The following is a 25,898-nucleotide window of genomic DNA, read 5'->3' as shown; positions in this document are numbered from 1 at the left end:
TTACCTGACGGAGTCATCCTGCCACTCACCGTGTGTGACTCGCGGGCCGTTCGGGACGCGGTGACCACAAGGGGTCACCGGTGACGGTCTCCGCTCACGGCGGGAGACGCCGTGAGCGGCCGGTCAGCGGGAGTCGTCGGGGTGGGTGCGGTTGATCATCGTGCGGTTGTAGAGCTCGTCGATCTGGTCCAGGGGGTCGGGGGCACGGCGGCGCGCCTCGATCTCCAGGTCGGTGCGGCCCTGGATCTCGTCGATGCCCCCGGATGAGTGCGCCATCTGGTCGTCGCGCAGGTCGGCCCTGATCCTGGCGCAGGACGTGGTCAGCTTGGCGTGGTGCTCACGCAGGCGGCTCAGCGCCGTGTGGTCGACATAGGGCGAGACCCGGCGCTCCTGGGCGTAGTGGGCGAGCTGGGCGTCGAGCTGCTCGGCGTGCACCGAGATCTCCGCCACGAGGTGGGGCAGGTCGCCCAGGCCCCAGCCGTCGCGCAGCGCGTGGTCGACGGCCTGGCGGGTCAGGGAGACCTCGCGCCGCAGGTCGAGGCGCATGCGCTCGGTCTCCGCGGCGTCGCCGGTGCCCATCGCCGCCATGTGGGTGGCGACCCTGGTGGAGACGGCCTTGGCCTTCTTCGTGGCCTTCTTGCCGACCTTGACCAGAAGGTAGATCCCGACTCCTCCGAGGAGAAGGAAGAACAGCAGGATCACCAGCAGGACGATGAGGAAATCGCCGATCGGAGCCACCTCCCGGCGGGGGCTGGACGGGGTGTCTGGACAGGGTGTTTCGAGCATAGCCCGCGCCACGGCCCTCGCGCGGCGGGCACATCCCGCGAAGCCGGACGAGCCGAACGAGCCGGACGGGCGAGGCGGAGCGGGCGGGGGGCCACCCGCCCGGCGGGGGACGCCACGGTGCGGTCCGTGGAAGTGGCGCCGGTGTCTCAAGGGGCGCCACGGTGCGGTCTGCGGAGAAGGCCGTGGAAAGGGCCGTGGAAGTGGTGCCGGTCTCAAGGGGCGCCACGGTGCGGTCCGCGGAAAGGGCCGTGGAAAAGGCCGCGGCGTGGCTCGTGGCGCGGTCGCGCGGGCTCATCGCAGGCTCGGGGCGGCCACCCGCCGCCGTCGCCGTATCCTGCGGGTCGCCCACCAGGCGAACAGCGCCAGCCCCGCCACCACCACGACGACCAGGACCGGCAGGAAGATCGCCACCAGGCTGATGCCCAGTGCCCCGGCGTCCTCGACCGTGCTGACCACGGGGGCGCCCACCCCGGCCGTGGTGGCGTTCACCACGGGCCTGGTGGTCGCCTTCAGGGTGTGCACGGCCAGGGCGATCGCGATCCCCAGGACCCAGCTGAGCCACGGGTTGTGGCTCATCCAGGTCGAGCCGTCCAGCCGGGCCGCGGCCTCGGTGGCGCTGAAGACCACGCCGCCGGAGGCGGGGCGGACGACCGTCTGGATCATGTCGTTGACGCTGTCGACCACCGGGACCTTGTCGAGCACGAACTCCGCCAGGAGCAGCACGCCGATGATCCCGAGCACCCAGCCGTTGGACAGCCAGGCGAACTCCTGCGGCAGCCGTACCTGGTCGGTGAAGTTGGCGAGCAGGCCGACCACCAGCAGCGGGATGTAGGCGTTGAGCCCGGCCGCGGTGGAGAGTCCAAGGCCCGTCAGTGCCGCGAGCATCGTACCTCCGTAGTGTCTCTCTCCCCCTTCAACGGTTCCCGGCCGTCGATCGATCCCGATCCGTCCCCTCTCGCGGTATCACTCCGGTCTCGGTCTCCAAGATCTCCACGGGCTCCACGACTTCCATGTGGGGCGGCAGCCATCCCTGGCCGGGCACGTAGTGGCGCACCACCTTGGCGGGGATGCCCGCGATCACGCTGTGGTCGGGGAACTCCCCGCGTACCACCGCCCCGCCCGCCACCACGCACTGCCTGCCGATCCGGGTGCCCGGCAGGATGATCGCGCCGGTGCCCAGCCACGACCCCGGCCCGATGGACACCGGGTTGTTGCGCGGCCACTGGCGGCCGATCGGCGCCTCGGGGTCGTCGTAGACGTGGTTCTGGTCGGTGATGTAGACGTACGGGCCGGTGAAGACGTCGTTCCCGATGTCGATCGACTGGTGGCCCACGATGTGGCTGCCCCTGCCGATGGAGCAGCTCCCGCCGATCCGTACGATCGAGTCCGGGCCCAGGTCGACCCCGGGGCCCATGCCCGCGGAGATGGAGACCCGCTCGCCGATCAGGGTGTGGTCGCCGATCTCGATCCAGGCCTCGCCGAAGACGGCTCCGAGCGGGAACGACAGGCAGGCCCCCTCGCCCAGGCGCCGGAAGCGGTATCCGGCGGGGCTGACGGGGGTGACGGCCCCGGCCGTGCGGACCGCCGCCCAGAGTCGGTGGACGATCCTGCCCTGGGCACGCCGTACCACATCACGAAGTGACATAACGGATCAAATTACCGCTTGGTTGGGTTTGGGCGGAATGCGGGTGGGGGTTGACCGGGCACTTCGCCGGTACCGTTTGATATTCTGAGAGCCCGTGGACCTGTAGGCCATTCATCAGGGTGCGCCGACGATCTGTAACGACCACGGGAGCCTTCTTGCGCAGCGCCGCACACACCAAGCATCTGTTCGTCACCGGCGGCGTCGCCTCCAGCCTTGGGAAGGGACTGACGGCCTCCAGCCTCGGGCGCCTTCTCAAGCTGCGCGGCCTGCGGGTCACCATGCAGAAACTCGACCCCTACCTCAATGTCGACCCCGGCACCATGAACCCGTTCCAGCACGGTGAGGTGTTCGTCACCGACGACGGGGCGGAGACCGACCTCGACGTCGGTCACTACGAGCGGTTCCTCGACACCGAGCTGCACGGCTCGGCCAACGTGACCACCGGCCAGGTCTACTCCAACGTCATCGCCAAGGAGCGCCGCGGCGAGTATCTCGGTGACACCGTGCAGGTCATCCCGCACATCACCAACGAGATCAAGGACCGCATCCGGTCGATGGCGGGCCCCGACGTGGACGTGGTCATCACCGAGGTCGGCGGCACCGTGGGCGACATCGAGTCGCTGCCCTTCCTGGAGGCCGTCCGCCAGGTCCGCCACGAGGTCGGCCGCGACAACGTGTTCTTCCTGCACGTCTCGCTGCTGCCCTACATCGGGCCGAGCGGCGAGCTGAAGACCAAGCCGACCCAGCACTCGGTCGCCGCGCTGCGCAGCATCGGCATCCAGCCCGACGCGATCGTGTGCCGCTCCGACCGGCCGATCACCAACTCGCTCAAGCGCAAGATCAGCCTGATGTGCGACGTGGACGAGGACGCCGTCGTCTCCGCCATCGACGCCGCCAGCATCTACGACATCCCCAAGGTCCTGCACTCCGAGGGCCTGGACGCCTACGTGGTGCGCCGCCTGGGCCTGCCCTTCAGGGACGTCGACTGGAAGGAGTGGGAGCAGCTCCTGCGCCGGGTGCACCGCCCGGCCAACGAGGTCACGATCGCGCTCGTCGGCAAGTACATCGACCTGCCCGACGCCTACCTGTCGGTCACCGAGGCGCTGCGCGCGGGCGGCTTCGCCAACGACGCCCGCGTCAACATCCGCTGGGTCAAGAGCGACGACTGCGAGACCCCCGAGGGCGCGGCCCGCGAGCTCGACGGCGTCGACGGCGTCCTGGTCCCCGGCGGCTTCGGCGTACGCGGGATCGAGGGCAAGGTCGGCGCGATCCGGCACGTCAGGGAGAACAAGATCCCGCTGCTCGGCATCTGCCTGGGCATGCAGTGCATGGTCATCGACGCCGCCCGCAACCTCGCGGACATCGAGGACGCGGGAAGCACCGAGTTCGACGCGGAGACCACCCACCCGGTCATCTCCACCATGGCCGACCAGGAGGACGTCGTCTCCGGCGAGCGCGACATGGGCGGCACCATGAGGCTGGGCCTCTACCCGGCCAGGCTCGGCGAGGACACGCTCGCCCGGCGGCTGTACGGCATGGCGAAGGTGGACGAGCGCCACCGCCACCGCTACGAGGTCAACAACTCCTACCGCGAGCAGCTGGAGAAGGTCGGCCTGGTCTTCTCCGGCCTCTCGCCCGACGGCCGCCTGGTGGAGTACGCCGAGCTGCCCGCCGACGTCCACCCCTTCTTCATCGGTACCCAGGCGCACCCGGAGTTCCGCTCCCGGCCGACCCGGGCGCACCCGCTGTTCAAGGGCCTGATCGGCGCCGCCCTGACGTACGCCGACATCCGCGGCACCGCCGCCAAGGCGGGGCGGGGCAAGTGAGCGGTTCGCGAGCGGCCGCCGGGGAGGGCCGGGACGTCCTGGAGGTGGCGGACGTTCCCGAGGAGTGGAAGGTCGTCTCCTCCACCGAGCACCTGCGCGCCCGTGTCATCACCGCGGTCACCGACGCGGTCGTCATGCCGGACGGCGAGGTCGTCAACCGCGACTACGTGCTCCACATGGGCTCTGTGGCCGTCGTGGCCCTCGACGACAGGGAACGGGTCCTGCTGATCCGCCAGTACCGCCACGCCGTACGGCGGCTGCTGTGGGAGCTGCCCGCGGGGCTGCGCGACGTCGAGGGCGAGTCCCTGCGGGCCGGGGCGGCCCGCGAGCTCGCCGAGGAGGCGGGCTACCGGGCGGGTACCTGGCACACCCTGGTCGACGCCTACACCTCGCCCGGGATGAGCGACGAGCGCACCCGCATCTTCCTCGCCAGGGACGTCAGCCCCATCCCCGAGGGGGAGCTGGACTTCGTCCACCGGCACGAGGAGGCCGACATGCCGGTGGTGTGGATTCCCCTGTCCGACGCGGTTCGGCGTGCCATGGCGGGAATGATCCACAATTCCCAAGCCGTGGCCGGTATTCTCGCCGCATACGCCGCTTCGGCGGACGGATTCGCCTCACTGCGGCCCGCCGACGCACCGGAGGCATGACAGGAGGACACCCTGAGCGAGACGGAGGCCGTCCTCTCCAGCTACCTCGCCCATCTGGCGGTGGAGCGGGGCCTGGCCGCCAACACCCTGGCCTCCTATCGCCGTGACCTCCTGCGATACGTGGAGCACCTCAAGCAGCGCGGCCGCGTCACTTTCGGCGAGGTCGCCGAGGACGACGTGACCGCCTTCGTGGCGGCGCTCGGGGAGGGCGACGGGGAGCACCAGGCCCTCGTCGCCGCCTCGGCGGCGCGGGCCGTCTCCGCGGTGCGCGGCCTGCACCGGTTCGCGCTGAGCCAGGGCGTCTGCCGCCACGACCCGGCCCACGAGGTGCGCTCGCCGCGCCAGCTCAGGCGGCTCCCCAAGGCGATCAGCGTCCGCGACGTGGAACGCCTGATCGCCGCCTCGGGGCCCGACGGAGCCCCGCTCACGCTGCGTAACCGGGCGCTGCTCGAACTCCTGTACGGCACCGGCGCGCGTATCTCCGAGGCCGTGGGGCTCGCCGTCGACGACGTCGACCTGGGAGCCGAGGCGCAGCGGGTGCGCCTGCGCGGCAAGGGCGGGCGCACCCGCCTGGTCCCGCTGGGCGGCTTCGCGGGGGAGGCGCTGCGCGCCTACCTCACCCGCGCGCGGCCCCGCATCGCCTCGTACGGCCGGGGCACCTCGGGGCTCTTCCTCAACGCCAGGGGCGGGCGGCTCACCCGCCAGGGCGCCTGGGAGGTCCTCCAGGGCGCCGCCGAGCGCGGCGGGCTCGAAGGAGTGTCACCACACATGTTGCGACATTCGTTCGCAACCCACCTCCTTGACGGGGGTGTGGACGTTAGGGTGGTTCAGGAACTACTCGGCCACGCCTCGGTGACCACCACCCAGGTGTACACACAGGTCACGGTCGACAAGCTCCGCGAGGTCTATGCCGCCGCGCATCCGCGCACGCGGGATTGACCTTGCTTATGTCCGGGCGTGCCGCCTTGCCGCATACGTGTTGACGCCATAGTGTCCGTCCGGACGGTCCGGTTAGAGGCCGTCAGGGAGGTTCGACTGGTGACTGTGACCACCGACGGTTCTATCCGGGGAACGACCCCAGCAAACCCCGAGAATCCCTGGGGCGACACCAAGACCGCCGGGACCCCTCGCAGTGGGGGAGTCCTCGGCCCGACCGGGCGTCCCCGCCCGGTCTTCCCCGACCCGCCCCCCCGCACGGTGCACGGACCGGCGAGGGTCGTCGCCATGGTCAACCAGAAGGGCGGCGTCGGCAAGACGACCACCACCATCAACCTGGGCGCCGCGCTGGCGGAGGCCGGGCTCAAGGTGCTGCTGGTCGACTTCGACCCGCAGGGCGCCCTCTCGGTCGGCCTCGGGATCAACCCCCTCCAGCTCGACCTGACGGTCTACAACCTCCTCATGGAGCGGCAGATCACCGCCAGGGACGTGCTCCTGGAGACCGGCGTCGAGGGCATGGACCTGCTGCCCAGCAACATCGACCTGTCGGCCGCCGAGGTCCAGCTCGTCACGGAGGTCGCCCGCGAGCAGGTGCTCGGCCGGGTGATCAAGCCCCTCCTGCCCGAGTACGACGTGTGCCTGATCGACTGCCAGCCCTCCCTGGGGCTGCTCACGATCAACGCGCTGGCCTGCGCGCACGGCGTCATGGTGCCGCTGGAGTGCGAGTTCTTCGCGCTGCGCGGCGTCGCGCTGCTCATGGACACCATCATCAAGGTCCAGGAGCGCATCAACGACGAGCTGGTCATCGAGGGCCTGCTCGCCACCATGTACGACGCGCGCACCCTGCACGGCCGCGAGGTGCTGGCCCGGGTCGTCGAGGCGTTCGACGAGAAGGTCTACCACACGGTGATCAACCGGACGGTTCGCTTCCCCGACGCCACCGTGGCCGGTGAACCCATCACCAGCTTCGACTCGTCCTCGCTCGGCGCCAGCGCGTACCGCGAGCTCGCCAGGGAAGTCCTGGCCAGGTGGGCCGCGCTGGAGCGGTGATCCCGCCTCCGGGTGCGGGACAATGGAGGGATGACCGAGCAGCCGAAGACCGACGATGACACCTTCAAGGTGCATCTGGAGGTCTTCGAGGGCCCTTTCGACCTCCTGCTCGGTCTGATCTCCAAACACAAGCTGGACATCACCGAGGTCTCGCTCAGCCAGGTCACCGACGAGTTCATCTCCTACATCCGGGCCAGGGGCCCGGAGTGGGACCTGGACCAGACGAGCCACTTCCTGCTCGTCGCGGCGACCCTGCTCGATCTCAAGGCCGCCAGGCTGCTGCCCTCGGGCGAGGTCGACGACGAGGAGGACCTGGCCCTCCTGGAGGCTCGCGACCTGCTGTTCGCCCGCCTCCTGCAGTACCGGGCCTACAAGGAGGTCGTCAAGGTCTTCTCCGGCCGGATGGCCGAGGAGGCGCTGCGCTTCCCCCGTACGGTGCCGATGGAGGCCGAGTTCGCGAGCCTGCTGCCCGCGCTGATCCTCGGCATCGGCCCCGACCGGCTCGCGGAGATCGCCCGGCGGGCCTTCGCCCCCAAGGTGCCGCCGTCGGTCTCGACGGCTCACATCTACCAACCGCTCGCCAATGTCCGCGAGCAGGCGGTTATCCTTGTCGAGCGGCTGCGGCGGATGCGCCGGGCGACTTTCCGGGCCCTCACCTCCGACTGCGCCGGTACCTTCGAGGTCGTCGCGCGTTTCCTGGCCGTCCTGGAGCTCTACCGGGAGGCGGCCGTCTCCTTCGAGCAGGTGGAGCCTCTCGGGGAGCTGCACGTGACCTGGACCGGCAGTGACGACGGCGACGTCGCCGTGGCCGACGACTACGACGAGACCCCGAACAGCCCGAAGAGAGAGCCCGCCGATGACTGACCTGGCACCCGAGCCCGGTTTGCGTACCGAGCCTGATCCGTATGCCGAGCCTGGCCCGCGTGTCGAGGCCGGTACGGATGCCGAGGCCGGTTCGCGTGCCGAGCCGGATCTGCGTGCCGGGCTGGAGGCCATCCTGCTGGTGGTCGACGAGCCCGTCGCCGAGGTGACCCTCGCCCAGGTTCTGGAACGGCCCGTCCACGAGATCGGGCGGGCGATTCGCGAGCTTTCAGCGGAATACACCGCCGCCGGGCGGGGTTTTGACCTGAGAGAGGTCGCGGGCGGCTGGCGGTTCTACACGCGGGCCGAGTGCGCGCCACTCGTGGAGCGGTTCGTCCGCGACGGCCAGCAGACGCGCCTGACCCAGGCCGCTCTGGAGACCCTGGCCGTGGTCGCCTACCGGCAGCCGGTGAGCCGGGCCCGGGTGGCGGCCATCCGAGGTGTCAACAGCGACGGCGTCATGCGCACGCTGATGACAAGGGGGCTGGTCGAGGAGGCCGGCACCGAACCGGAGAGCCAAGCCGTGCTCTACCGGACAAGTTCGTATTTCCTTGAGCGGATGGGCCTGCGGGAGCTCGGTGAGCTTCCCGAACTGGCGCCCTTCCTGCCCGACGACACGGAATCCCTAGAGGAGCAGAAGTAGTGAACAACAGGCGCAGTACCCCGTCCGGTGATGGACGCGGTCAAGGCCGTGGCGGAGCCCCGCGCGGTGGCAATCCCCGTGGGGGCTCGCAGTCCGGTGGATTCCGGGGCGGCTCCTCCCGAGGCGGTTCCTCGTCCGGCGGGTCCCGTGGTGGCCCCCAGGGCGGGTCCCGCGGTGGGTCGCAGGGCGGTTACCGCTCGGATGGCCCGCGTCGCGACGATCGTGGCGGTTCGTCGTCCGGTGGGTCGCAGGGCGGTTACCGCTCGGATGGCCCGCGTCGTGATGATCGCGGTGGTTCGTCGTTCGGTGGGTCCCGTGATGGTTCGCGGAGTCAGTACGGCAGGCCCTCGGGTGGTTCCCAGGGGGGTTACCGTTCCGATGGCCCGCGTCGCGACGGTGGTTCGTCGTTCGGCGGGTCGCAGGGCGGCTACCGTTCCGATGGCCCGCGTCGCGATGATCGTGGTGGTTCGTCGTTCGGCGGGTCGCGTGATGGTTCGCGGAGTCAGTACGGCAGGCCCTCGGGTGGTTCCCAGGGTGGCTACCGCTCTGACGGTCCGCGTCGTGACGGTGGTTCGTCGTTCGGTGGGTCGCAGGGCGGCTACCGCTCGGATGGCCCGCGTCGTGATGATCGCGGTGGTTCGTCGTTCGGCGGTTCCCAGGGCGGTTACCGCTCTGACGGCCCGCGTCGTGACGATCGCGATGGTGAGTCCCGTGACGGCTCGCGCAGCCGGTACGGCAGGCCCGAGGGCGACTCCCAGGGTGGCTACCGTCCCGACGGCCCACGTCGCGATGATCGCGGTGGGTCGTCGTTCGGTGGGTCGCGTGATGGTTCGCGGAGTCAGTACGGCAGGCCCTCGGGTGGTTCCCAGGGCGGCTACCGCTCAGACGGCCCGCGTCGTGACGATCGCGGCGGCTTCCGTGCCGACCGTGACGGCTCGCGGGGCAGGCCCGGCTCCGACCGTGGTCGCGGCGACGCGCCCGCCGGGGGGTCCCGTGGCCGCTTCGGCAAGACAGGGCGCCGGGACGACGTCCAGACCATCGGCGGCGACCGCGCCGGGGCGTACGGTGAGCGCCGTCCCCCCGCAGACCGGTCCGCCAGCCGCGCCCCCGCGGCGAAGGCGCAGCTCAGGCCGGGCACGATCGCGAACGACCGGTTCAAGACCGCCCGCCAGCCCAAGCGCGACTCCGACTTCTACGACCGCGACTACGTCGACGAGCGCGACACCACCGAGGTCCCCGACGGCATCCGGCTGCAGAAGGTCCTCGCCCAGGCGGGCGTCGCCAGCCGCAGGGCCTGCGAGGACATGATCGGCGAGGGCCGGGTGACGGTCGACGGCCAGGTGGTGCGCCGCTTCGGCGCCCGGGTCGACCCCGCCAAGCAGGTCATCCACGTCGACGGCAAGCGCCTGCCGACCATGCCCGACCTGGTCTACCTCGCGATCAACAAGCCGATCGGCGTCGTCAGCACCATGTCCGACCCGGACGGCCGCCCCTCGCTGGCCGACTTCGTGGCCGACCGCACCGAGCGGCTGTTCCACGTGGGACGTCTCGACACCGAGACCGAGGGCCTGATCCTGCTCACCAACGACGGCGAGCTGGCCAACAGGCTCACCCACCCGAGCTACGGCGTCCAGAAGAAGTACTGGGCGAAGGTCCCCGGCCGGATCGAGCGCGACCTCGGCCGCCGCCTGAAGAAGGGCGTCGAGCTGGAGGACGGCCTCGCCAAGGCCGACTCCTTCGCCCTGGTCCAGGAGCACGGCCAGCAGGCCCTGATCGAGATCGTGCTGCACGAGGGCCGCAAGCACATCGTCCGCCGCATGCTGGAGGAGGTCGGGCACCCGGTCATCGACCTGGCCCGCATCGAGTTCGGCCCGGTGAAGCTCGGCCGCCTCAAGCCGGGCACTGTCCGGGCACTGACACTCACGGAAGTCGGGGAGCTTTACGCCGCCGTCGGGTTGTAACCTTCCCTGACACGTGTGTTAGGACGTGCCGGATCACCTCGAGGTGGTCCGGCACGGTGGATTGGAGGAGCGGCGATGCTGCGGGCGATCCGAGGCGCGACCCAGATCGGGGCCAACGACCGGGACGAGATCCTGTCAGGGGTCACCGAGCTGGTCACGGAGGTGATGGGGCGCAACAGGCTCACCACCGACGACGTGATCAGCGTGATCTTCACGGCCACGCCCGATCTCACCGCCGAGTTTCCCGCCCTCGCCGCCCGCAAGCTCGGTTTCCACGACGTCCCGCTGATCTGCGCCTCCGAGATCGACGTTCCCGGAGCGCTGCCCCGCGTGGTGCGGCTGATGGCCCACGTCGACGTCGAGCGGTCCCGCCAGGACATCCAGCACGTCTACCTGCGTGGCGCGGTCGCCCTTCGCGTGGACATCGCCCAGTGATCCCCTTATGCGGCACCATCTCGGAGGAGCGCGCGTGAGCGGCCTGGAAAGCGTCCTGGTCGTCGGTACGGGCCTGATCGGCACCTCGATCGCCCTGGCCCTGCGCGAGCAGGGCGTGGCCGTCCACCTGGCCGACCGCGACGCGGGATCCCTGAGGCTGGCGCGGGAGCTGGGCGCCGGAGTCGAGTGGGCCGAGGGCGTGACCGTGGACATCGCGATCATCGCGGTCCCGCCGCAGGCGGTCGCGGGGCGGCTCGCCGCCCTCCAGAAGGCCGGTGCGGCCCGTTTCTACACCGATGTGGCCAGCGTCAAGGCGCTCCCGATCAGGGAGGCCGCGGGCCTCGGCTGCGACCTGACGACCTACGTCGCCGGGCATCCGCTCGCCGGGCGTGAGCGCTCCGGGCCCGCCGCGGCGCGAGCCGACCTGTTCCTCGGGCGCCCGTGGGCGCTGTGCCCGACCGAGGAGACCTCTCCCGACGCCGTGGAGGCCCTGTACGGGCTCGTCAAGCTCTGCGGCGGCGAGGCGGTCAGGGTCGGCGCCGAGGAGCACGACAGGGCCGTCGCGGTCGTCTCGCACGCCCCCCACGTGGCAGCCTCCGCGGTGGCCGCCCGCCTCGCGGAGGCGTCGGCCACCGCGCTCGGCCTGGCCGGTCCCGGGGTGCGCGACGTCACCCGCATCGCGGCGAGCGACCCGAGGCTCTGGACCGGGATCCTGTCGGGCAACGCGCTGCCGGTGGCCGAGGTGCTGGAGGCGGTGGCGGCCGACCTGGCCGTCGCGGCGGCCTCGCTCCGCACCTCGGCGGCCTCCGACGACCCCGACGCCATGGCCCGCGTCACCGAGCTGCTGTACCGGGGGGTCACGGGTACGGGCAGGATTCCCGGCAAGCACGGTGGTCCCGCGCGCACCTACGCGGTCGTCCAGGTCATCGTCGGCGACCGTCCCGGTGAGCTGGCCCGGCTGTTCCAGGTGGCCAAGGAGGCGGGCGTCAACATCGAGGACGTCAGGCTTGAGCACGCCCCCGGGCTGCCGCTGGGCGCCGCCGAGCTCTGGGTGCAGCCGGAGGCGGTGACGGCGCTGGCCGAGGCCCTGCGGGCGAACGGCTGGCACCTGCCGTGATCCCCGTCACGTGATCGCGCCTTCGTGTGACCTCGTCTTTACGCGATCTCGCCTCCGTGTGATCGTGTACGCGGTGTTCCAGCGGTGAGTCGTCGGGGTCTGCCGCCGTGGCCACTCCCGTACCCCCGTGGTGACCTGATGTGAGGACGGCTCGTGTGTGAGGGCGTCCGCCTTCTCGCTCGATGCGTGGTTCCTTCCCCGCTCCCGGTAGCCTCGTACGGACAACTGAAGCGGGCTGCAAGGGAGAGGCGTCGTGACCGGACTGGTCGTCGCCATGGACGGTCCTTCGGGATCGGGTAAGTCGAGCGCGTCACGAGGGGTGGCGCGGGCCTTGGGGCTGCGTTATCTCGATACCGGCGCGATGTACAGGGCGATCACCTGGTGGATGCTCCAGCGGGGTGTCGACCTCACCGATCCCGAGGCGATCGCCGCCAGGGCGCTCGACCCGGTCCTCACGCTGGGCACCGACCCGGACACCGCGGTGGTCGAGGTCGACGGCGTCGACGCCGTCGCGCCGATCCGCACCGCCGAGGTGACCGCGGCCGTCTCCGCGGTCAGCGCGGTGCCCGAGGTACGGCACCGTCTGGTGGCCGAGCAGCGTGAGATCATCGGCTCGGGTGGCATCGTCGTCGAGGGCCGTGACATCGGCACGGTGGTGGCGCCCGGCGCCGCGGTCAAGATCTACCTGACCGCGAGCGCGGACGCCAGGGCGCTGCGCCGTACGGCGGAGCTGACCGGCACCACGGTGGCCGTCCAGCGGGCCGCGATGGCCCGCCGCGACACCCTTGACTCGACCAGGAAGGCGGACCCGCTGGCGAAGGCGGCCGACGCCGTCGAGCTGGACACCACGGCGCTGAACCTCGAAGAGGTCATCGCCGAAATACTGCGTGTGATTAAGGAAAAGGCGTGACCGGGGTATACGAGGACGACAACGGCTGGATCGACGCGGAGCTCGCCGATTCGGGGACCGAAGACAGCTCGCAGCGGGATGTGGGGCCCGACACGGCCCCGCAGCCGGTCGTGGCCGTGGTGGGCCGCCCCAACGTGGGCAAGTCCACCCTGGTCAACCGGATCATCGGCCGCCGGGAGGCGGTCGTGGAGGACGTGCCGGGGGTGACCCGCGACCGGGTCACCTACGACGCCACCTGGCGGGGGCGCCGGTTCACCGTGGTCGACACCGGGGGCTGGGACCCCGACGCGACCGGTATGGCGCTGAAGATCGCCGAGCAGGCCCAGGTCGCGGCCGAGCTGGCCGACGTGATCCTGTTCGTGGTCGACGCCGTCGTGGGCGTGACCGACGCGGACGAGATCGTCGGCCACGTGCTGCGCGGGTCCGGCAAGCCGGTCATCCTCGCCGCCAACAAGGTCGACAACCAGCAGATGGAGCTGGAGGCCGCTGGGCTGTGGGCCCTCGGCCTGGGCGAGCCGCAGCCGGTCTCGGCCCTGCACGGCCGCTCCAGCGGCGACCTGCTGGACGTGATCCTCGACAAGCTGCCGGAGACGCCCGAGCAGCGCTTCGGCCCCGAGCGCGGCCCGCGCAGGGTCGCCCTGGTCGGCAAGCCCAACGTGGGCAAGTCCTCGCTGCTGAACAAGCTGGCGGGCTCCGAGCGCGTGCTCGTCGACCCGATGGCGGGCACCACCCGCGACCCGGTGGACGAACTGGTCGAGCTCGGCGGCAAGACCTGGCGCTTCGTCGACACCGCCGGGATCAGGCGGCGCGACCGCGAGCTCAAGGGCGCCGACTTCTACGCGAGCATGCGTACCCGGGGGGCCCTGGAGCGCTCGGAGATCGCGGTGGTGCTCATCGACGCCAGCGACGTGCTGACCGAGCAGGACCTGCGGATCATCTCCCTGGTGATCGAGTCCGGCCGGTGCATGGTCGTGGCGTTCAACAAGTGGGACCTGCTCGACGAGGACCGCCGCTACTACCTGGAGAAGGAGATCGACCGCCAGCTCGTCCGCGTGCCGTGGGCGCTGCGGGTCAACATCTCCGCGAAGAACGGCTGGCACGTCGACCGGCTCGTCCCGGCGATCGAGAAGGCGCTCGACTCCTGGTCGACCCGGGTGCCCACCGCCCGGCTCAACGCCTTCCTGACCGACCTGGTCGCGGCCACCCCGCCCCCGGTCCGCAGCGGCAAGCAGCCCAAGATCCTCTTCGCCACGCAGGCGTCGACGGAGCCGCCGAAGTTCGTGCTGTTCACCTCGGGCTTCCTGGAGGAGACCTACCGCCGCTTCATCGAGCGCCGGATCCGCGAGGAGTTCGGCTTCGCCGGGTCGCCCATCGAGGTCACCATGAAGATCCGCGAGAAGCGCCAGGGGCAGAAGAAGAAGTAAGGGTCCCATCGCGAACGGCCCGGCCTCTCCGCCGGGCCGTTCGTCTTTTTCTCTCAGGGTTCGATCAGACCCGTCTCAAGGGCCGGTCAGGCCCGCGCGGCCGGCCGGTCCCCTGTGCGCCGCCGCGACGCCGTGGGTGATCGTGCTGGGATTCGTCGGGAGTCAGCAGGCGGCCGAAGGGGGCAGCCCGAGTGCCCGGCGGGCCAGGCGCAGGGAGCCGTTCTGTTGCGCCGCGTAGAGGTCGAAGGGGTCGTGGACAGGGCGCTCGATGGTCTCGGAGAGCCAGCGCGCGTCGTAGTGGGCCCCGCTCTGGGTGGTGTCCCGGGTGCCCTCGTTGGCGAGGTTGGATTGGAAGATCCCAGCGGCCGAGCGGGGCAGGAAGTCCTCGTAGACAATGGGATCGGCGGTGATCCAGCCCCCCTCCAGCAGACCGGGGAGGTCCGTGGGCGGCCGCTGCCCGTCGCGGGGACGTCTCGCGGCCGGTCGGCAGGTGAAGTACGCCATTTTCTCGGTGGCGAGTTGGCGTTCGTCGCGAGGAAAGCGGACCCGCCAGATGTCGCGGGCCAGGTCCTGTCCGGTGGTGCCGGGACGGTCGGCGAGTCGCCGATCGGTCTCGGTGATGAGTTCGTCGTACAGCGCGCGTCCCGCCTGGGTGAGGGCGATACCGCGGGCCTCGACCTCGCCGAAGCGGACGCGCAGGGAGCCGGTGGTGACGCCGCCGCCGGGCCGGCGGAACCTTCGCGGTTCGGCGAGCGCGCGGAAGGAGGTCTGACGCAGCAGGACGTCCGGCCCCTCCCAGCGTGGGGGCCCCTGGATCTCGTCGATCATGGCGATTCCATGGTCTCCCATGCGCTGGTAGAGCCGGTCGATGTCCAGTACGCGAGGGGTGAGGTGGTTGATGTGGGTGCTGGACACGCCGCCGATGTCGGCGGCGACGGCGGAGACGCGTTCCAGTTCGGCATACCAGGCGTGGTCGACGGGTTCGGGGGACAGTTCGAAGGCGGCGACGGCCAGGGTGAGGAAGCGTTCGGCCTGTTCCCGGGGCAATCCCGCCTCGTGTTCGGCGCGGTGGGCGAGGTCGAGCAGCTCCGGTGCGAAGATCTCGCGCTGGGAGAGGAACGTCTCCAGGCGGCGCTGCAGGTCGGCGTCGAAGAAGCGGCGATCGGCGGGAGTGAGCAGCGAGGTGAAGACCCGGAAGGGGTTGCGGGCCAGCTCGTCGGCGTCCAGGGGGCGGAAGGCGGTGGAGATCACCGGTATGGCGCTGGAGGCCGCGTCACGCAGGTCGTAGAAACCTGCCGGGTGCATGCCGAGGGCGGCGAAGATCTGGGCCGCCTGACGCATCTCCCGAGGGGTACCGACGCGGATGGCGCCGTGGCGTTCCGCGGTGACCCGTTCGATGCTCCCGAGGCGTTCGGCGTCGGCGTTCTCACGCGCGACCTCGCGGTTGACCTCGCCGGCGACGTCGAGGAGCGTGGTGTAGGCGGGCACCTCGGTTCCGTACATATCCGACAGGCGACGGGCGAATGCGGCGCGCAGCCGCCAGGTGGGGATCATGCGAGCCTCCTGGTGTGGTCGTTCCGTGGAACGGGACGCGGCCGGCAGTGGGGGCCGCGTTCTCAGCCTGGGTTCTCAGCCTGGGTTCTCAGCCTGGAGGGGAGGAATCCGAAAGCCAAGGCCAAGGAGACCGGTAGCTTTTGGCCGTGAGGGCAAGAGGTCCTTTCTCTTGGGGCTCTTGGGCTCTCTTGGGGTGGCCCGATCATTCCCGCGGCGGGGCGAGCCAGGGACGGTTCCTCGGGACGGCCGCCCTGATGGCCCGCAGCGCCGGCTGCAGGAGTGGGTTGACGTTGGCCCTGCGGTAGGCCATCAGGACACGGCGGTGGGCCGGCGCGGAATCGACGGCCTGGGCGTGGACGCGTTCGTCGGGGATGTGTCCCAGCGCGGGCACGACGGCCACCCCCAGGCCCGCTCCGACCAGCTGCCGCACGACGTCGTAGTTGTTGCTGCGCCGCGTTATGACGGGCGCGAAACCGGCGGCGGCACACAGCCGCTCCAGTGAGATCGCCCCGTCGGTGCCCTCACGGCTGGCGATCCAGTTCTCCGTACGCATCGCCGACAACCGCGCCGTGGCCTCACCGGTGTCCGCCGGCCGCCGCCGGCGTGCCAGAAGCAGCAGCGCCTCGTGCAGTAGCGGCACCATCACCAGGTCTTCCGGCCACCGCTGGGGCACATGGCCGTATTCGTACAGCAGGGCGGCGTCCAACTCGCCGTTGACGAGCATCGGGGCCAGCTCCCGAGGCTCCCCCTCCTCCAGCAGGATCTCCGCCGCCGGGTGGTCCGCGGCCAGGGCCGCCAGCGCGGCGGGTACCAGCCGCACGCTGGCGGTGGGGAAGCTTCCCAGCCGCAGGCGGCCCACGCGTCCAGCGGCCAGGTCCCGCACCTCGTCCTCGAACTCGCCGAGCACCGCGAGCACGCGGCCGGCCCGTTCCACGAGCTGGTCGGCCGCCGCGGTCGGACGGATCCCATGGGCCTCACGCTCGAACAGCACGAGGCCGCAGGCTCGCTCCAGCGCCGCCATCTGCTGGGACACGCCGGAGGCCGTGTAGCCGAGTTCGCGTGCGGCGACGGCGAAGGAGCCGGTTCGGCAGGCCGTCTCAAGGGTGCGCAGGTGGGTCGGATTCAACATCGGCATGCTCCATCAGGGAAAGAAACCCTTGTTCTCACGGCCAAAAGCTACCGGTCTCCTTGGCCTTGGCTTTCGGATTCCTCCCCTCCAAGCTGAGAACCCAAGCTGAGAACCCAGGCTGAGAACGCGGCCCCGCCCCGCTGCCGGCCGCTCTCTGTGACCCTTTGGAACGGAGCCTCACATGGCGAGAACACCGGGAGCCGCCACGGCGCCACCGGCTCGCGAAGCGGTCCTCGCCGCGCTGCGAAGCACCGTCCGAGGCGAGACGACCGCTGATCCCGGCCGTCTCGCGCAGTACTCCGCGGACGCCTCCAACTACCGGCGGATCCCGCTGGGCGTGGTCTTCCCACGAGACCGCGACGACGTGATCGCGGCGGTGGCGGCATGCCGGCGGTACGGTGTGCCGCTGACCTCCCGTGGCGCGGGAACCAGTACCTCCGGTCAGGCCATCGGGGCCGGGATCGTGGTGGACTTCTCCCGGTACTGTGACCGGATCCTCGAACTCGATCCGCGGGCGCGCACCGCACGGGTCGAGCCCGGCGTGATCCTGGACGACCTCCAGGCGGCCGCGGCCCCTCACGGCCTGGCGTTCGGTCCGGACCCCTCCACCCACAGCCGATGCACCATCGGCGGGATGATCGGCAACAACGCCTGCGGATCGCACTCCATCGCCTGGGGCCGTACCAGCGACAACGTCATCGAGCTTGAGGTCCTCACCTACGGCGGCACGATCCTCACCGTCGGCCCGATGACGAGTGGTGAGCTGGACGAGGCCATCGCCGAGGGCGGCGAGCGCGGACGGCTGCTGGCCGGCGTACGTGACCTCGCGATGGGCAACCTGAGCACGCTGCGTACCGAGTTCGGCCGTTTCCCGAGGCAGGTGTCCGGCTACGCGCTGGAGCACATCCTGCCTGAGGCGCGCTTCAACCTCGCGCGGGCCCTGGTCGGTTCCGAGGGCACCTGCGTAGTGGTGCTGTCGGCCAAGCTCAGCCTGGTACAGCGCCCCCGCGCGCGGGCGCTGGCCGTACTCGGATACCCCGAGGCGGCCGTGGCCGCGGACGCGGTGCCGTTCCTGCTCCGGCGATCCCCGATGACGCTTGAGGGGCTGGACCGCGCCCTGACCCGGATGGTCACACGCCCGGACGCCCTGTCGGCCCTCGAACGCCTTCCCGAGGGGGACGCCTGGCTGTTCGCCGAGGTCGGGGCGGACACCCCGGAAGAGGCCTTGCTCAAGGCCACCGAACTGGCCGAGGAGGCCGGGCGGACCCAGGGATTCCAGGGCGCGTACGTCACCGCGGGCCCGGTCGAACAGCGGGCCCTGTGGGGTGTCCGCGAGGACGGCGCCGGGCTGGCGACCCGGCTCCCCGACGGCTCGGAGGCGTGGCCGGGCTGGGAGGACGCCGCGGTCCCGGCCGAGCGGCTCGGCGCCTACCTGCGGGAACTCAACGACCTGATGGCTCGCTACGGCCTGCGAGGGGCTGTCTACGGCCACTTCGGTGAAGGCTGCCTGCACGTTCGCATCAACTTCGACTTCGCCACCACCCGAGGCACGGAGAGGTTCCGCGACTTCGTGGCCGACGCCGCCCGTCTGGTCGCCGAGCACGGCGGTTCTCCTTCCGGGGAGCACGGTGACGGGCAGGCACGCTCGGAATTCCTGGAACTGGTCTACAGCGGCCAGGCCGTGGCCCTGTTCGAAGCGTTCAAGCACATCTGGGATCCTGACAACAAGCTCAATCCGGGGATGATCGTCCATCCTCGACGCTCCGACCACGACCTGCGCGTCGCGCCGTACCGCACCGTGATCCCGCTGCGGACCGTGTTCTCCTACCCCGACGACGGTGGCGATTTCAACCGCGCGGCGCGCCGCTGCGTCGGCGTCGGCAAGTGCCGCACCGGCAGCGCCGACGGGTCGGTGATGTGCCCCAGTTACCGGGTGACCCGCGACGAACGTGACTCCACCCGCGGCCGTGCGCGGCTCCTGTACGAGATGACGCAGGGCGAGGTGATCAACGATGGGTGGCGCTCCCGGGAGGTCCGCGACGCACTGGATCTGTGCCTGTCATGCAAGGGCTGTAGCTCCGACTGCCCCGTCGGGGTCGACATGGCGACGTACAAGTCGGAGTTCCTGCACCACCACTACAGCGGCCGCGCGCGCCCGCTGTCCCACTACTCCATGGGATGGCTGCCACTGTGGTCCCGGCTGGCCGCCCATGCCCCGCGCCTGGTCAACGCCGTCACGCGCTCATCGCTGGCACCCCTGATCAAGCGGCTGGGCGGGATCGCGCCCCAGCGGGCCATCCCCTCCTTCGCGGGCGAGACCTTCCTGGACTGGTTCGGCCACCGCACCGGTGTGGACGGGGGTAAGCCGGTCCTGTTGTGGGTCGATTCCTTCAACAACCACTTCAGCCCGCACGTGTTGCGTGCCGCCGTCACCGTCCTGGAGGCCGCCGGCTTCCGGGTCCACGTTCCGCCCGGCACCCGGTGCTGCGGGTTGACCTGGATCAGCACCGGCCAGCTCAAGATCGCCCGCCGCATAGCCGGGCGCGCCGTCGCGGCGCTGGAAACCCTCCCGGACATGCCCGTCGTCGGCCTGGAACCAAGTTGCACCTCGGCCCTGCGCTCCGACCTGCCTCGACTGCTGGACACCCCGGCCGCGCGGAACACCGCCGAGCGCGTCCACACCTTCGCGGAACTCCTCCTTCGGCACGCCCCCCACTACACGCCGCCGCGAATCGACGTCCGGTCCCTCAGCCAGACGCACTGTCACCAGCACGCCGACACCGGATTCGATGCCGACAGCGAGCTGCTGCGGCGCGCGGGCGTGGACAACACGGTCCTGGACTCCGGCTGCTGCGGGCTCGCCGGGAACTTCGGCTTCGAAAGAGGCCATTACGACGTCTCGGCCGCCGCCGCCGAGCAGGTCCTGCTTCCCGCGCTGCGCGACGCCGAGCCGGAGACGCTGATCCTGGCCGACGGCTTCAGCTGCCGAACCCAGATCGACCAGCTCAGTGACCGCACCGCCGTGCACATGGCCGAACTGCTCGCCTCCGCCACCCCGAACCGCACCGGGTGACACGCGGGCGTTCATCGGCCCCCGGCCGCTCCGCAGGACAGCCGGAAACAGAACAGCCAGAAGGAGAATCAGCCGTGACGGACACGCTCGCGATGATCGACGAATGGGGACCCGAGAAAGTCGTGGTCGTCTCACACCGCCGTAGCGGGATGAAAGGTGTGCTGGTCATCGACAACACCGCCCGAGGTACCGGCAAGGGCGGAACCCGGATGAGCCCCCACGTCACCGTTGCCGAGGTCGCCCGCCTCGCCCGTGTCATGACCTGGAAGTGGGCGGGCATCGACATGTTCCACGGCGGCGCCAAGGCGGGCATCGTCGCCGATCCGGCTTCACCCGACAAGGAGGGCGTCCTTCGCGCCTTCGTCCGCGCCCTGTCCAACGAGGTCCCCCGCGAGTACGTGCTCGGCCTGGACATGGGGCTGACCGAGAACGACGCGGCGATCGTTCAGGACGAACTGGGGGACCGGGGCGCCGCCGTCGGTACGCCCCACGAGCTCGGCGGCGTTCCCTACGACGCGTTGGGCGTCACCGGGTACGGGGTCGCGGAGGCCGCGGACGCCGCGGCCGAGGTCGGCGGGCTGTCCCTGACCGCCGCCCGGGTCTCCATCCAGGGCTTCGGCGCCGTCGGCCGCGCCGCCGCCCGGCGTCTGACCGAACTCGGTGCGACCGTCGTCGCCGTCTCCAGCGCGCACGGTGCCATCCACGACCCGGCGGGCCTGGATGTCGAGCGGCTCCTGAAGCTTCGCGAGATCCATGGAGACGCCCTGGTCAACGAGTACGGCTCCGTTCCCGTGTCCGCCCCGGGCGCCGAACTCCTGGTGCCCTGCGACGTTCTCGTCCCCGCGGCCCTGCAGGACGTCATCGACACCGACGTCGCGACCCGCCTGCGGGCCCGGATCGTCGTCGAGGGCGCCAACCTCCCCACATCCCCGGACGCCCAGCGGATCCTGGCCGAACGTGGCGTCGTCCTGGTCCCCGACTTCATCGCCAACGCCGGCGGTGTGATAGCCGCGGGCTTCGCCATGGACGCCCGCTACTCTCCCTTCCGGCCCGACCCGGCGCAGATCTTCTCCCTCATCTCGGCCAAGCTGCGCGGCAACACCGAAGCGGTGCTGGCGGAGGCCCGCAGGCGGGACATACGACCCCACGAGGCGGCGCGCTTGATCGCCCAGGAACGCGTCCGCGTCGCCATGCGGCTCAAGGGACGCATCCCACCGGGGTAGCGATCAGGACGGCGGACGTCCCGTTCTGGGCCATCCCAAAGATCTTTAGCGATATTCAAGTGATCTTGAGGGTCGTCCCTTCTCGGCCGATCGGTCGCATTAGTTTTAATAATGTGAACGGCGGATTTTTCGGTTGAACGATACCTGTCGTTCTCGCACAATCAAACGCACCGGATCCTGATTGAGCACAGGGAGATTTCATGACCGAGACGGCGGGTAAAGCCGCGTTCGAGATCGTCAAAGGAGTTCGCGAGATCCTCACCCTCACCGAGGCGGAGGTGGAGGAGAACCTTGACCTGCGGGAGCTGCTGGACGGCCTGGAGGACGGGTTTCGCGGCCTTGAGCTGGGCGAGGTGCAGTCGCCTTTCAGACCGGAACTGACGGTACCCGGCGAGGGCTTCTCGCTGGCCATGTCGGCTTGGCGGCCGGGCCTGCAGATGTGCGTGAAGGTGGTGAACGTATTCGACAGGAACCTCGACATCGGGTTGCCCAATCATCTCGCCATGATTAATTTGTTCGACCCGCTCACCGGAGCGACGACCTGCGTCATGGACGGGACGTATATCACCGGGATTCGCACGGCGGCGTCCGCGGTGTTGTCCGCACGGCTGCTCGCGCGGCCCGACGCACGGGTCGCCACGATCGTCGGCGCGGGCGTCCAGGCTCGCGAACACCTGCGACTGCTGCCGTTGATCCGCCGATTCGATCGCATCAACATCTGCTCACTCCACTTCGACGACGCCGAGCGGCTGGCCTCGCGCGACGAGACGGCGCGCGCGTCAGCGGACCTGGAGGCGGCGGTACGCGAATCCGATGTCGTCTGCCTGGCGACACACGCGGCCGCACCGGTGATCGACCCCGACTGGCTGAAGGCGGGCACGCACGTTTCCTCCGTGGGCTACTACCCGCCGGAGGGGGAGCTGCCCAGGGAACTGGCCCAGCGGCACCGGTTGTTCGTGGAGTCCCTCGACGCGTTCGAAGTGGTGCCCATCGGTTGCGCGGAGCTGTCCACCGCGGACCCCGCCAAGGCCACGACACTCGGCGCGGTCGCGGTCGACCAACGCGCGGGCAGACGGGACGACACCGAGATCACCGTCTACAAGGCCATGGGAATCGGCATGGAGGACATGGTCGCGGCCAACCTGGCCTACCGTCGCGCGCTGCGCGACGGGGCCGGCGGAACCATGGCCTGGTAACGAGCTGAACCGGAGACTCATCGTGACAACATCCCCCCCGACGTCGGCTCACCCGCTCTCCACCGAGGAACTGCGCCAGATGGCTCGGGAAAGCCTGCGGCGGTGCGGCGTCGCCGTCGACACCTCGGCACCGAGCACCGTCACCGCACGCACGCCGGTGACCGGAGACGACCTGTTCGACATCCCCGCGGTAGGTGCCGCTGACGTCGAAGCCGCCGTCCACGCCGCCCACGACGCGTTCCTCCAGTGGCGAACCGTACCCGCCCCGGTGCGCGGGAGACTGGTGAAGCGGTTCGGCGAGCTGGTCGACCGACACAGGAACGACCTGGCCGAACTGATCATGATCGAGGTCGGCAAGATCCGCTCTGAGGCGCTCGGAGAAGTCCAGGAGATGATCGACATCTGCGACTTCGCCGTCGGGCTCTCCCGCTCCCTGGAGGGGCGCACCATGCCCTCGGAGCGGCCGGGACACCGGCTGATGGAGACCTGGCATCCTCTGGGAGTCGTCGCGGTCATCTCCGCGTTCAACTTCCCGGCCGCTGTCTGGGCGTGGAACGCCGCGATCGCGCTCGTCTGCGGCGACACGGTCGTGTGGAAGCCGTCACCGACGACAGTCCTGACCGCACTCGCCTGTTCCGCGCTGATGGAGCGCGCCACGACCGAGTGCGGGATGCCGTCCGACGTCAACCGGCTGGTGGTCTGCGACATCCCGGCGGCCGAAGTACTGCTGGACAGCCCTCTGGTGCCGCTGGTCAGTGCGACCGGCTCCGAGCGCATGGGCGCCGCGATCGCCCCCCGGGTCGCCCGGCGCTTCGGACGCTCGCTCCTCGAACTCGGCGGCAACAACGCCGCGGTGGTGGCGCCGTCGGCCGACCTTGACCTCGCGATGCGTGGCATCCTGTTCGCCGCGGCGGGGACCGCGGGCCAGCGGTGCACCACCATGCGAAGAGTGATCGTCCACGAGTCGGTGGCGGACGAGCTGGTGGGGCGGCTCAGCAAGGCCTACGAAGGGCTCGTGGTCGGCGACCCGTTCGCCGAGACCACCCTGGTGGGGCCGCTCATCGACGGCGCCGCGTTCGGAGCCATGCGGCAGGCGCTGGATCACGCCGTCAACGACGGCGGCGAGATCGTCGCGGGCGGTAGCAGGGTGCACCTTGAGGGAGCCCCGCAGGCCTACTACGCCCGGCCGGCCATCGTGCGCATGCCCGGCCAGACCGGCATCGTGCGGCAGGAGACCTTCGCGGCGCTCCTGTACGTCATGACGTACGACACCTTCGAGGAGGCCGTCCGGCTGCACAACGACGTACCGCAGGGGCTCTCATCCTCGATCTTCACCCTGGACCAGCGTGAGGCCGAGAGGTTCATCGCCGGCGACGGCTCCGACTGCGGCATCGTCAACGTGAACATCGGCACGTCCGGCGCCGAGATCGGGGGCGCGTTCGGCGGAGAGAAGAGCACGGGGGGCGGCAGGGAGTCCGGCTCGGACGCGTGGCGAGGCTATATGCGGCGGGCGACCAACACCATCAACCACTCCTCCGCGTTGCCGCTGGCCCAGGGCATCTCGTTCGGCTGACGGAAACAGGGGACCCGCGGCACGAAGAAGAGCCTCCGGTCATGACATGTCACACCTCATTAGAAGGGAGGGGTCGCATATGCGTGCCATCCCTCTGAAGTCCCTCGCGGCGGTCGCCGCACTCGGCCTCCTGGCCACAGGATGTGGTCAGGGCCTGCTCGGTGGAGAAACCGGCGGTGGCGGGAAAGAAGGCCCGATCGTCCTCGGCATGCTGATCCCGCAGTCGGGCGGCGAGGCCTCGATCGGTCCGTACATGAGCAACGCCGCGCAGCTGGCGATCGACGAGATCAACGCCAAGGGCGGGGTGCTGAGCCGGAAGCTGGAGCTGAGGACCGCCGACGACGCCTGTGACGCGCAGTCGGCCTCCGCGGCGGCGAACAAGCTGGTCACCGAGGGAGTCCACATATCGGTAGGTGGTTACTGCTCGGGCGCGACGCTGCCCACCCTGCCGATCTTCGGTAAGGCCGGAATCCCGATGATCATCCCGGCCGCCAACTCGCAGGAGCTGGTGGACCAGAAGCTCAAGCACGTCTTCCTGATCAACGGCACCGGTTCGCAGCAGGCCGCGGCCGCGCAGAAGTGGATCGCCGAGCAGGGCGGTCGGCGGGTCGCGCTGATGCACGACAACACCAGTTACTCCAAGGACATCGCGCTGCGCACCCAGGCGAGCCTCGGCTCGTCGGCCGTCATCGTCGAGGCGGTCACCCCGAAGGAGAGCGACTACAGCGCCAACATCACCAACGTGCTGGCCAAGAAGCCGGACTTCGTCTACTGGACCGGCTACTTCCAGGAGGGCGGCCTGGTCGTCCGCCAGTTACGGCAGGCCGGATACAAGGGCTCGATCATGGTCGGCGACGGCTCGGTGTCGCCGAAGCTGGCCGAGATCGCCGGAGGTGACAGCGCCGAGGGCGTCTACGCCACGATGACCCAGACGCCCGACACCCTCCAGGGTGCGGAGGGCTGGGTCGAGGCGTACAGGAAGAGGTTCAACGCCGAGCCGGGGCCGTACTCCAACCAGGCCTACGACGCGGTGCGGCTGGCCGCCGAGGCGGTCACCAAGGCGGGCGGCACCGACGGAGGCAAGGTCATCGCGGCGCTTGAGGCGATCGACGGTTTCCCGATGTTCTCCGGGCCGCTGAGGTTCACCCCCGAGCACACGCTGACCGGCGGAGGGTTCCAGATCCTGGTGGTCAAGAACGGTGTGTTCGCTTTGCAGGACGCGCTGACATGACGCAGCTGGTTTGGAACGGGTTGTTCGTCGGCTCGTTCTACGCGCTGGTGGCGCTGGGGTACAGCATGGTCTACGGGATCATCAAGCTGCTCAACTTCGCCCACGGCGACCTGTACATGTTGGGCGCGTTCGCCGGTTTCGCCATCCTCGGCGCGGTCGGCGGCGTGTCCTCCTCGTTGGCCCTGCCGCTGCTGCTCGCGGTGCTCCTGGCGACCATGCTCGTCACCGGCCTGGCCGGGGTGGCGCTGGAGCGGATCGCCTACCGGCCGCTGCGCCGGGCGCCGCGACTGTCCCTGCTGATCACCGCGGTCGGGGCGTCGTTCGCCCTGGAGTACGGGATGCGCGCGGTGGCCGGGGCCGATCCTCGGGTGTATCCGGTGCGGCTGGGCGGCACCTCGCTGGAGGTGTTCGGGGCTCGGCTCACGGTGCAGCAGCTGGTTTTGATCGGGGTGGCGGTGGTGTTGATGGCCGGGTTGAACCTGCTGGTCACCCGTACCCGTGAGGGCCGGGCGATGCGGGCCATCGCGCTGGATCCGCGTACCAGCGCGTTGATGGGTATCGATGTCAACGCGGTGATCTCTCGTACCTTCTTCGTCGGGTCGGCGCTGGCGGGGGCGGCGGGGGTGATGGCCGGGGCCTACTACGGGAAGATCGACTTCATGATGGGCTTCCTGA

Annotated in this window: 22 protein-coding genes; 17 read left to right on the top strand and 5 right to left on the bottom strand. The window is 70.2% G+C overall.

Annotated features, from left to right (window positions below):
- Positions 1 to 123 precede the first annotated feature (123 nt).
- The 3 genes from ACW9TB_RS07155 to ACW9TB_RS07145 all read right to left on the bottom strand — a co-directional run bounded on the left by ACW9TB_RS07155 (position 124) and on the right by ACW9TB_RS07145 (position 2,431).
- The gene (locus ACW9TB_RS07155; RefSeq protein WP_472747135.1) at positions 124 to 738 is read right to left on the bottom strand and encodes a hypothetical protein; all 615 of its coding nucleotides are present in this window, start codon (positions 736 to 738) and stop codon (positions 124 to 126) included.
- A gap of 339 nt (positions 739 to 1,077) precedes the next feature.
- On the bottom strand, positions 1,078 to 1,671 hold the full coding sequence (locus ACW9TB_RS07150) for a DUF4126 domain-containing protein (RefSeq protein WP_472747134.1): 594 nt from the start codon (positions 1,669 to 1,671) through the stop codon (positions 1,078 to 1,080).
- 28 nt (positions 1,672 to 1,699) lie between these two features.
- Positions 1,700 to 2,431: an acyltransferase gene (locus ACW9TB_RS07145; protein ID WP_472747133.1), complete on the bottom strand. Its 732-nt coding sequence runs from the start codon at positions 2,429 to 2,431 to the stop codon at positions 1,700 to 1,702.
- Between the two features lie 155 nt (positions 2,432 to 2,586).
- Here ACW9TB_RS07145 and ACW9TB_RS07140 point away from each other — a divergent pair, with 155 nt between their 5' ends.
- The 11 genes from ACW9TB_RS07140 (at position 2,587) to der (ending at position 14,244) form a co-directional block, all read left to right on the top strand.
- A complete protein-coding gene (locus ACW9TB_RS07140; RefSeq protein ID WP_472747132.1) occupies positions 2,587 to 4,257 on the top strand; it encodes a CTP synthase in 1,671 nt (556 codons plus the stop codon).
- Positions 4,254 to 4,907, top strand: coding sequence for an NUDIX domain-containing protein (locus ACW9TB_RS07135; protein WP_472747131.1), 654 nt, complete (start codon positions 4,254 to 4,256; stop codon positions 4,905 to 4,907). Before ACW9TB_RS07140 ends, ACW9TB_RS07135 begins: the two co-directional genes overlap by 4 nt.
- Positions 4,908 to 4,919: 12 nt before the next feature.
- Positions 4,920 to 5,846 (top strand): tyrosine recombinase, encoded by a 927-nt coding sequence (locus ACW9TB_RS07130; protein WP_472747574.1) that lies wholly within the window; start codon positions 4,920 to 4,922, stop codon positions 5,844 to 5,846.
- A gap of 99 nt (positions 5,847 to 5,945) precedes the next feature.
- Complete coding sequence (locus ACW9TB_RS07125; protein WP_329093373.1) at positions 5,946 to 6,893, top strand: ParA family protein; 948 nt, start codon at positions 5,946 to 5,948, stop codon at positions 6,891 to 6,893.
- A 30-nt stretch (positions 6,894 to 6,923) separates the two neighbouring features.
- A complete protein-coding gene (locus tag ACW9TB_RS07120) occupies positions 6,924 to 7,757 on the top strand; it encodes a segregation and condensation protein A (RefSeq protein ID WP_472747130.1) in 834 nt (277 codons plus the stop codon).
- On the top strand, positions 7,750 to 8,397 hold the full coding sequence (gene scpB / locus ACW9TB_RS07115) for an SMC-Scp complex subunit ScpB (protein WP_472747129.1): 648 nt from the start codon (positions 7,750 to 7,752) through the stop codon (positions 8,395 to 8,397). Before ACW9TB_RS07120 ends, scpB begins: the two co-directional genes overlap by 8 nt.
- Entirely contained in the window at positions 8,397 to 10,358 is a 1,962-nt protein-coding gene (locus ACW9TB_RS07110; RefSeq protein WP_472747128.1) for a pseudouridine synthase, read from the top strand. The genes scpB and ACW9TB_RS07110 overlap by 1 nt, the downstream gene beginning before the upstream one ends.
- 75 nt (positions 10,359 to 10,433) lie before the next feature.
- Positions 10,434 to 10,793, top strand: coding sequence for a chorismate mutase (aroH, locus tag ACW9TB_RS07105; RefSeq protein ID WP_472747127.1), 360 nt, complete (start codon positions 10,434 to 10,436; stop codon positions 10,791 to 10,793).
- Between the two features lie 7 nt (positions 10,794 to 10,800).
- Positions 10,801 to 11,910, top strand: coding sequence for a prephenate dehydrogenase (locus ACW9TB_RS07100; RefSeq protein ID WP_472747126.1), 1,110 nt, complete (start codon positions 10,801 to 10,803; stop codon positions 11,908 to 11,910).
- Between the two features lie 253 nt (positions 11,911 to 12,163).
- A complete protein-coding gene (gene cmk / locus ACW9TB_RS07095; protein WP_472747125.1) occupies positions 12,164 to 12,820 on the top strand; it encodes a (d)CMP kinase in 657 nt (218 codons plus the stop codon).
- Positions 12,817 to 14,244, top strand: coding sequence for a ribosome biogenesis GTPase Der (gene der / locus ACW9TB_RS07090; RefSeq protein ID WP_472747124.1), 1,428 nt, complete (start codon positions 12,817 to 12,819; stop codon positions 14,242 to 14,244). Before cmk ends, der begins: the two co-directional genes overlap by 4 nt.
- A 162-nt stretch (positions 14,245 to 14,406) precedes the next feature.
- Here the strand turns inward: der and hglS are convergent, their stop codons facing one another.
- Both hglS and ACW9TB_RS07080 read right to left on the bottom strand, forming a co-directional pair.
- Positions 14,407 to 15,798, bottom strand: coding sequence for a 2-oxoadipate dioxygenase/decarboxylase (gene hglS, locus ACW9TB_RS07085; protein ID WP_472747123.1), 1,392 nt, complete (start codon positions 15,796 to 15,798; stop codon positions 14,407 to 14,409).
- A gap of 202 nt (positions 15,799 to 16,000) precedes the next feature.
- On the bottom strand, positions 16,001 to 16,927 hold the full coding sequence (locus ACW9TB_RS07080) for a LysR family transcriptional regulator (RefSeq protein ID WP_472747122.1): 927 nt from the start codon (positions 16,925 to 16,927) through the stop codon (positions 16,001 to 16,003).
- A gap of 181 nt (positions 16,928 to 17,108) precedes the next feature.
- Here ACW9TB_RS07080 and ACW9TB_RS07075 point away from each other — a divergent pair, with 181 nt between their 5' ends.
- The 6 genes from ACW9TB_RS07075 to ACW9TB_RS07050 form a co-directional block, all read left to right on the top strand.
- Positions 17,109 to 20,000, top strand: coding sequence for an FAD-binding and (Fe-S)-binding domain-containing protein (locus ACW9TB_RS07075; RefSeq protein WP_472747121.1), 2,892 nt, complete (start codon positions 17,109 to 17,111; stop codon positions 19,998 to 20,000).
- Between the two features lie 74 nt (positions 20,001 to 20,074).
- On the top strand, positions 20,075 to 21,223 hold the full coding sequence (locus tag ACW9TB_RS07070) for a Glu/Leu/Phe/Val family dehydrogenase (protein ID WP_472747120.1): 1,149 nt from the start codon (positions 20,075 to 20,077) through the stop codon (positions 21,221 to 21,223).
- A 200-nt stretch (positions 21,224 to 21,423) separates the two neighbouring features.
- Positions 21,424 to 22,419: an ornithine cyclodeaminase family protein gene (locus ACW9TB_RS07065; protein ID WP_472747119.1), complete on the top strand. Its 996-nt coding sequence runs from the start codon at positions 21,424 to 21,426 to the stop codon at positions 22,417 to 22,419.
- A gap of 79 nt (positions 22,420 to 22,498) precedes the next feature.
- Entirely contained in the window at positions 22,499 to 23,992 is a 1,494-nt protein-coding gene (gene amaB, locus ACW9TB_RS07060) for an L-piperidine-6-carboxylate dehydrogenase (protein ID WP_472747573.1), read from the top strand.
- Positions 23,993 to 24,071: 79 nt separating this feature from the next.
- Complete coding sequence (locus ACW9TB_RS07055; RefSeq protein WP_472747118.1) at positions 24,072 to 25,223, top strand: branched-chain amino acid ABC transporter substrate-binding protein; 1,152 nt, start codon at positions 24,072 to 24,074, stop codon at positions 25,221 to 25,223.
- The coding region (locus ACW9TB_RS07050) for a branched-chain amino acid ABC transporter permease (RefSeq protein ID WP_472747117.1) at positions 25,220 to 25,898 on the top strand (679 nt) is incomplete at its 3' end. The genes ACW9TB_RS07055 and ACW9TB_RS07050, both read left to right, overlap by 4 nt.

It is taken from the genome of Streptosporangium sp. H13245 (assembly GCF_055690525.1).
The sequence above is the reverse complement of the archived record's forward strand: the minus strand, read 5'-3'. Positions and strand labels throughout refer to the sequence as shown.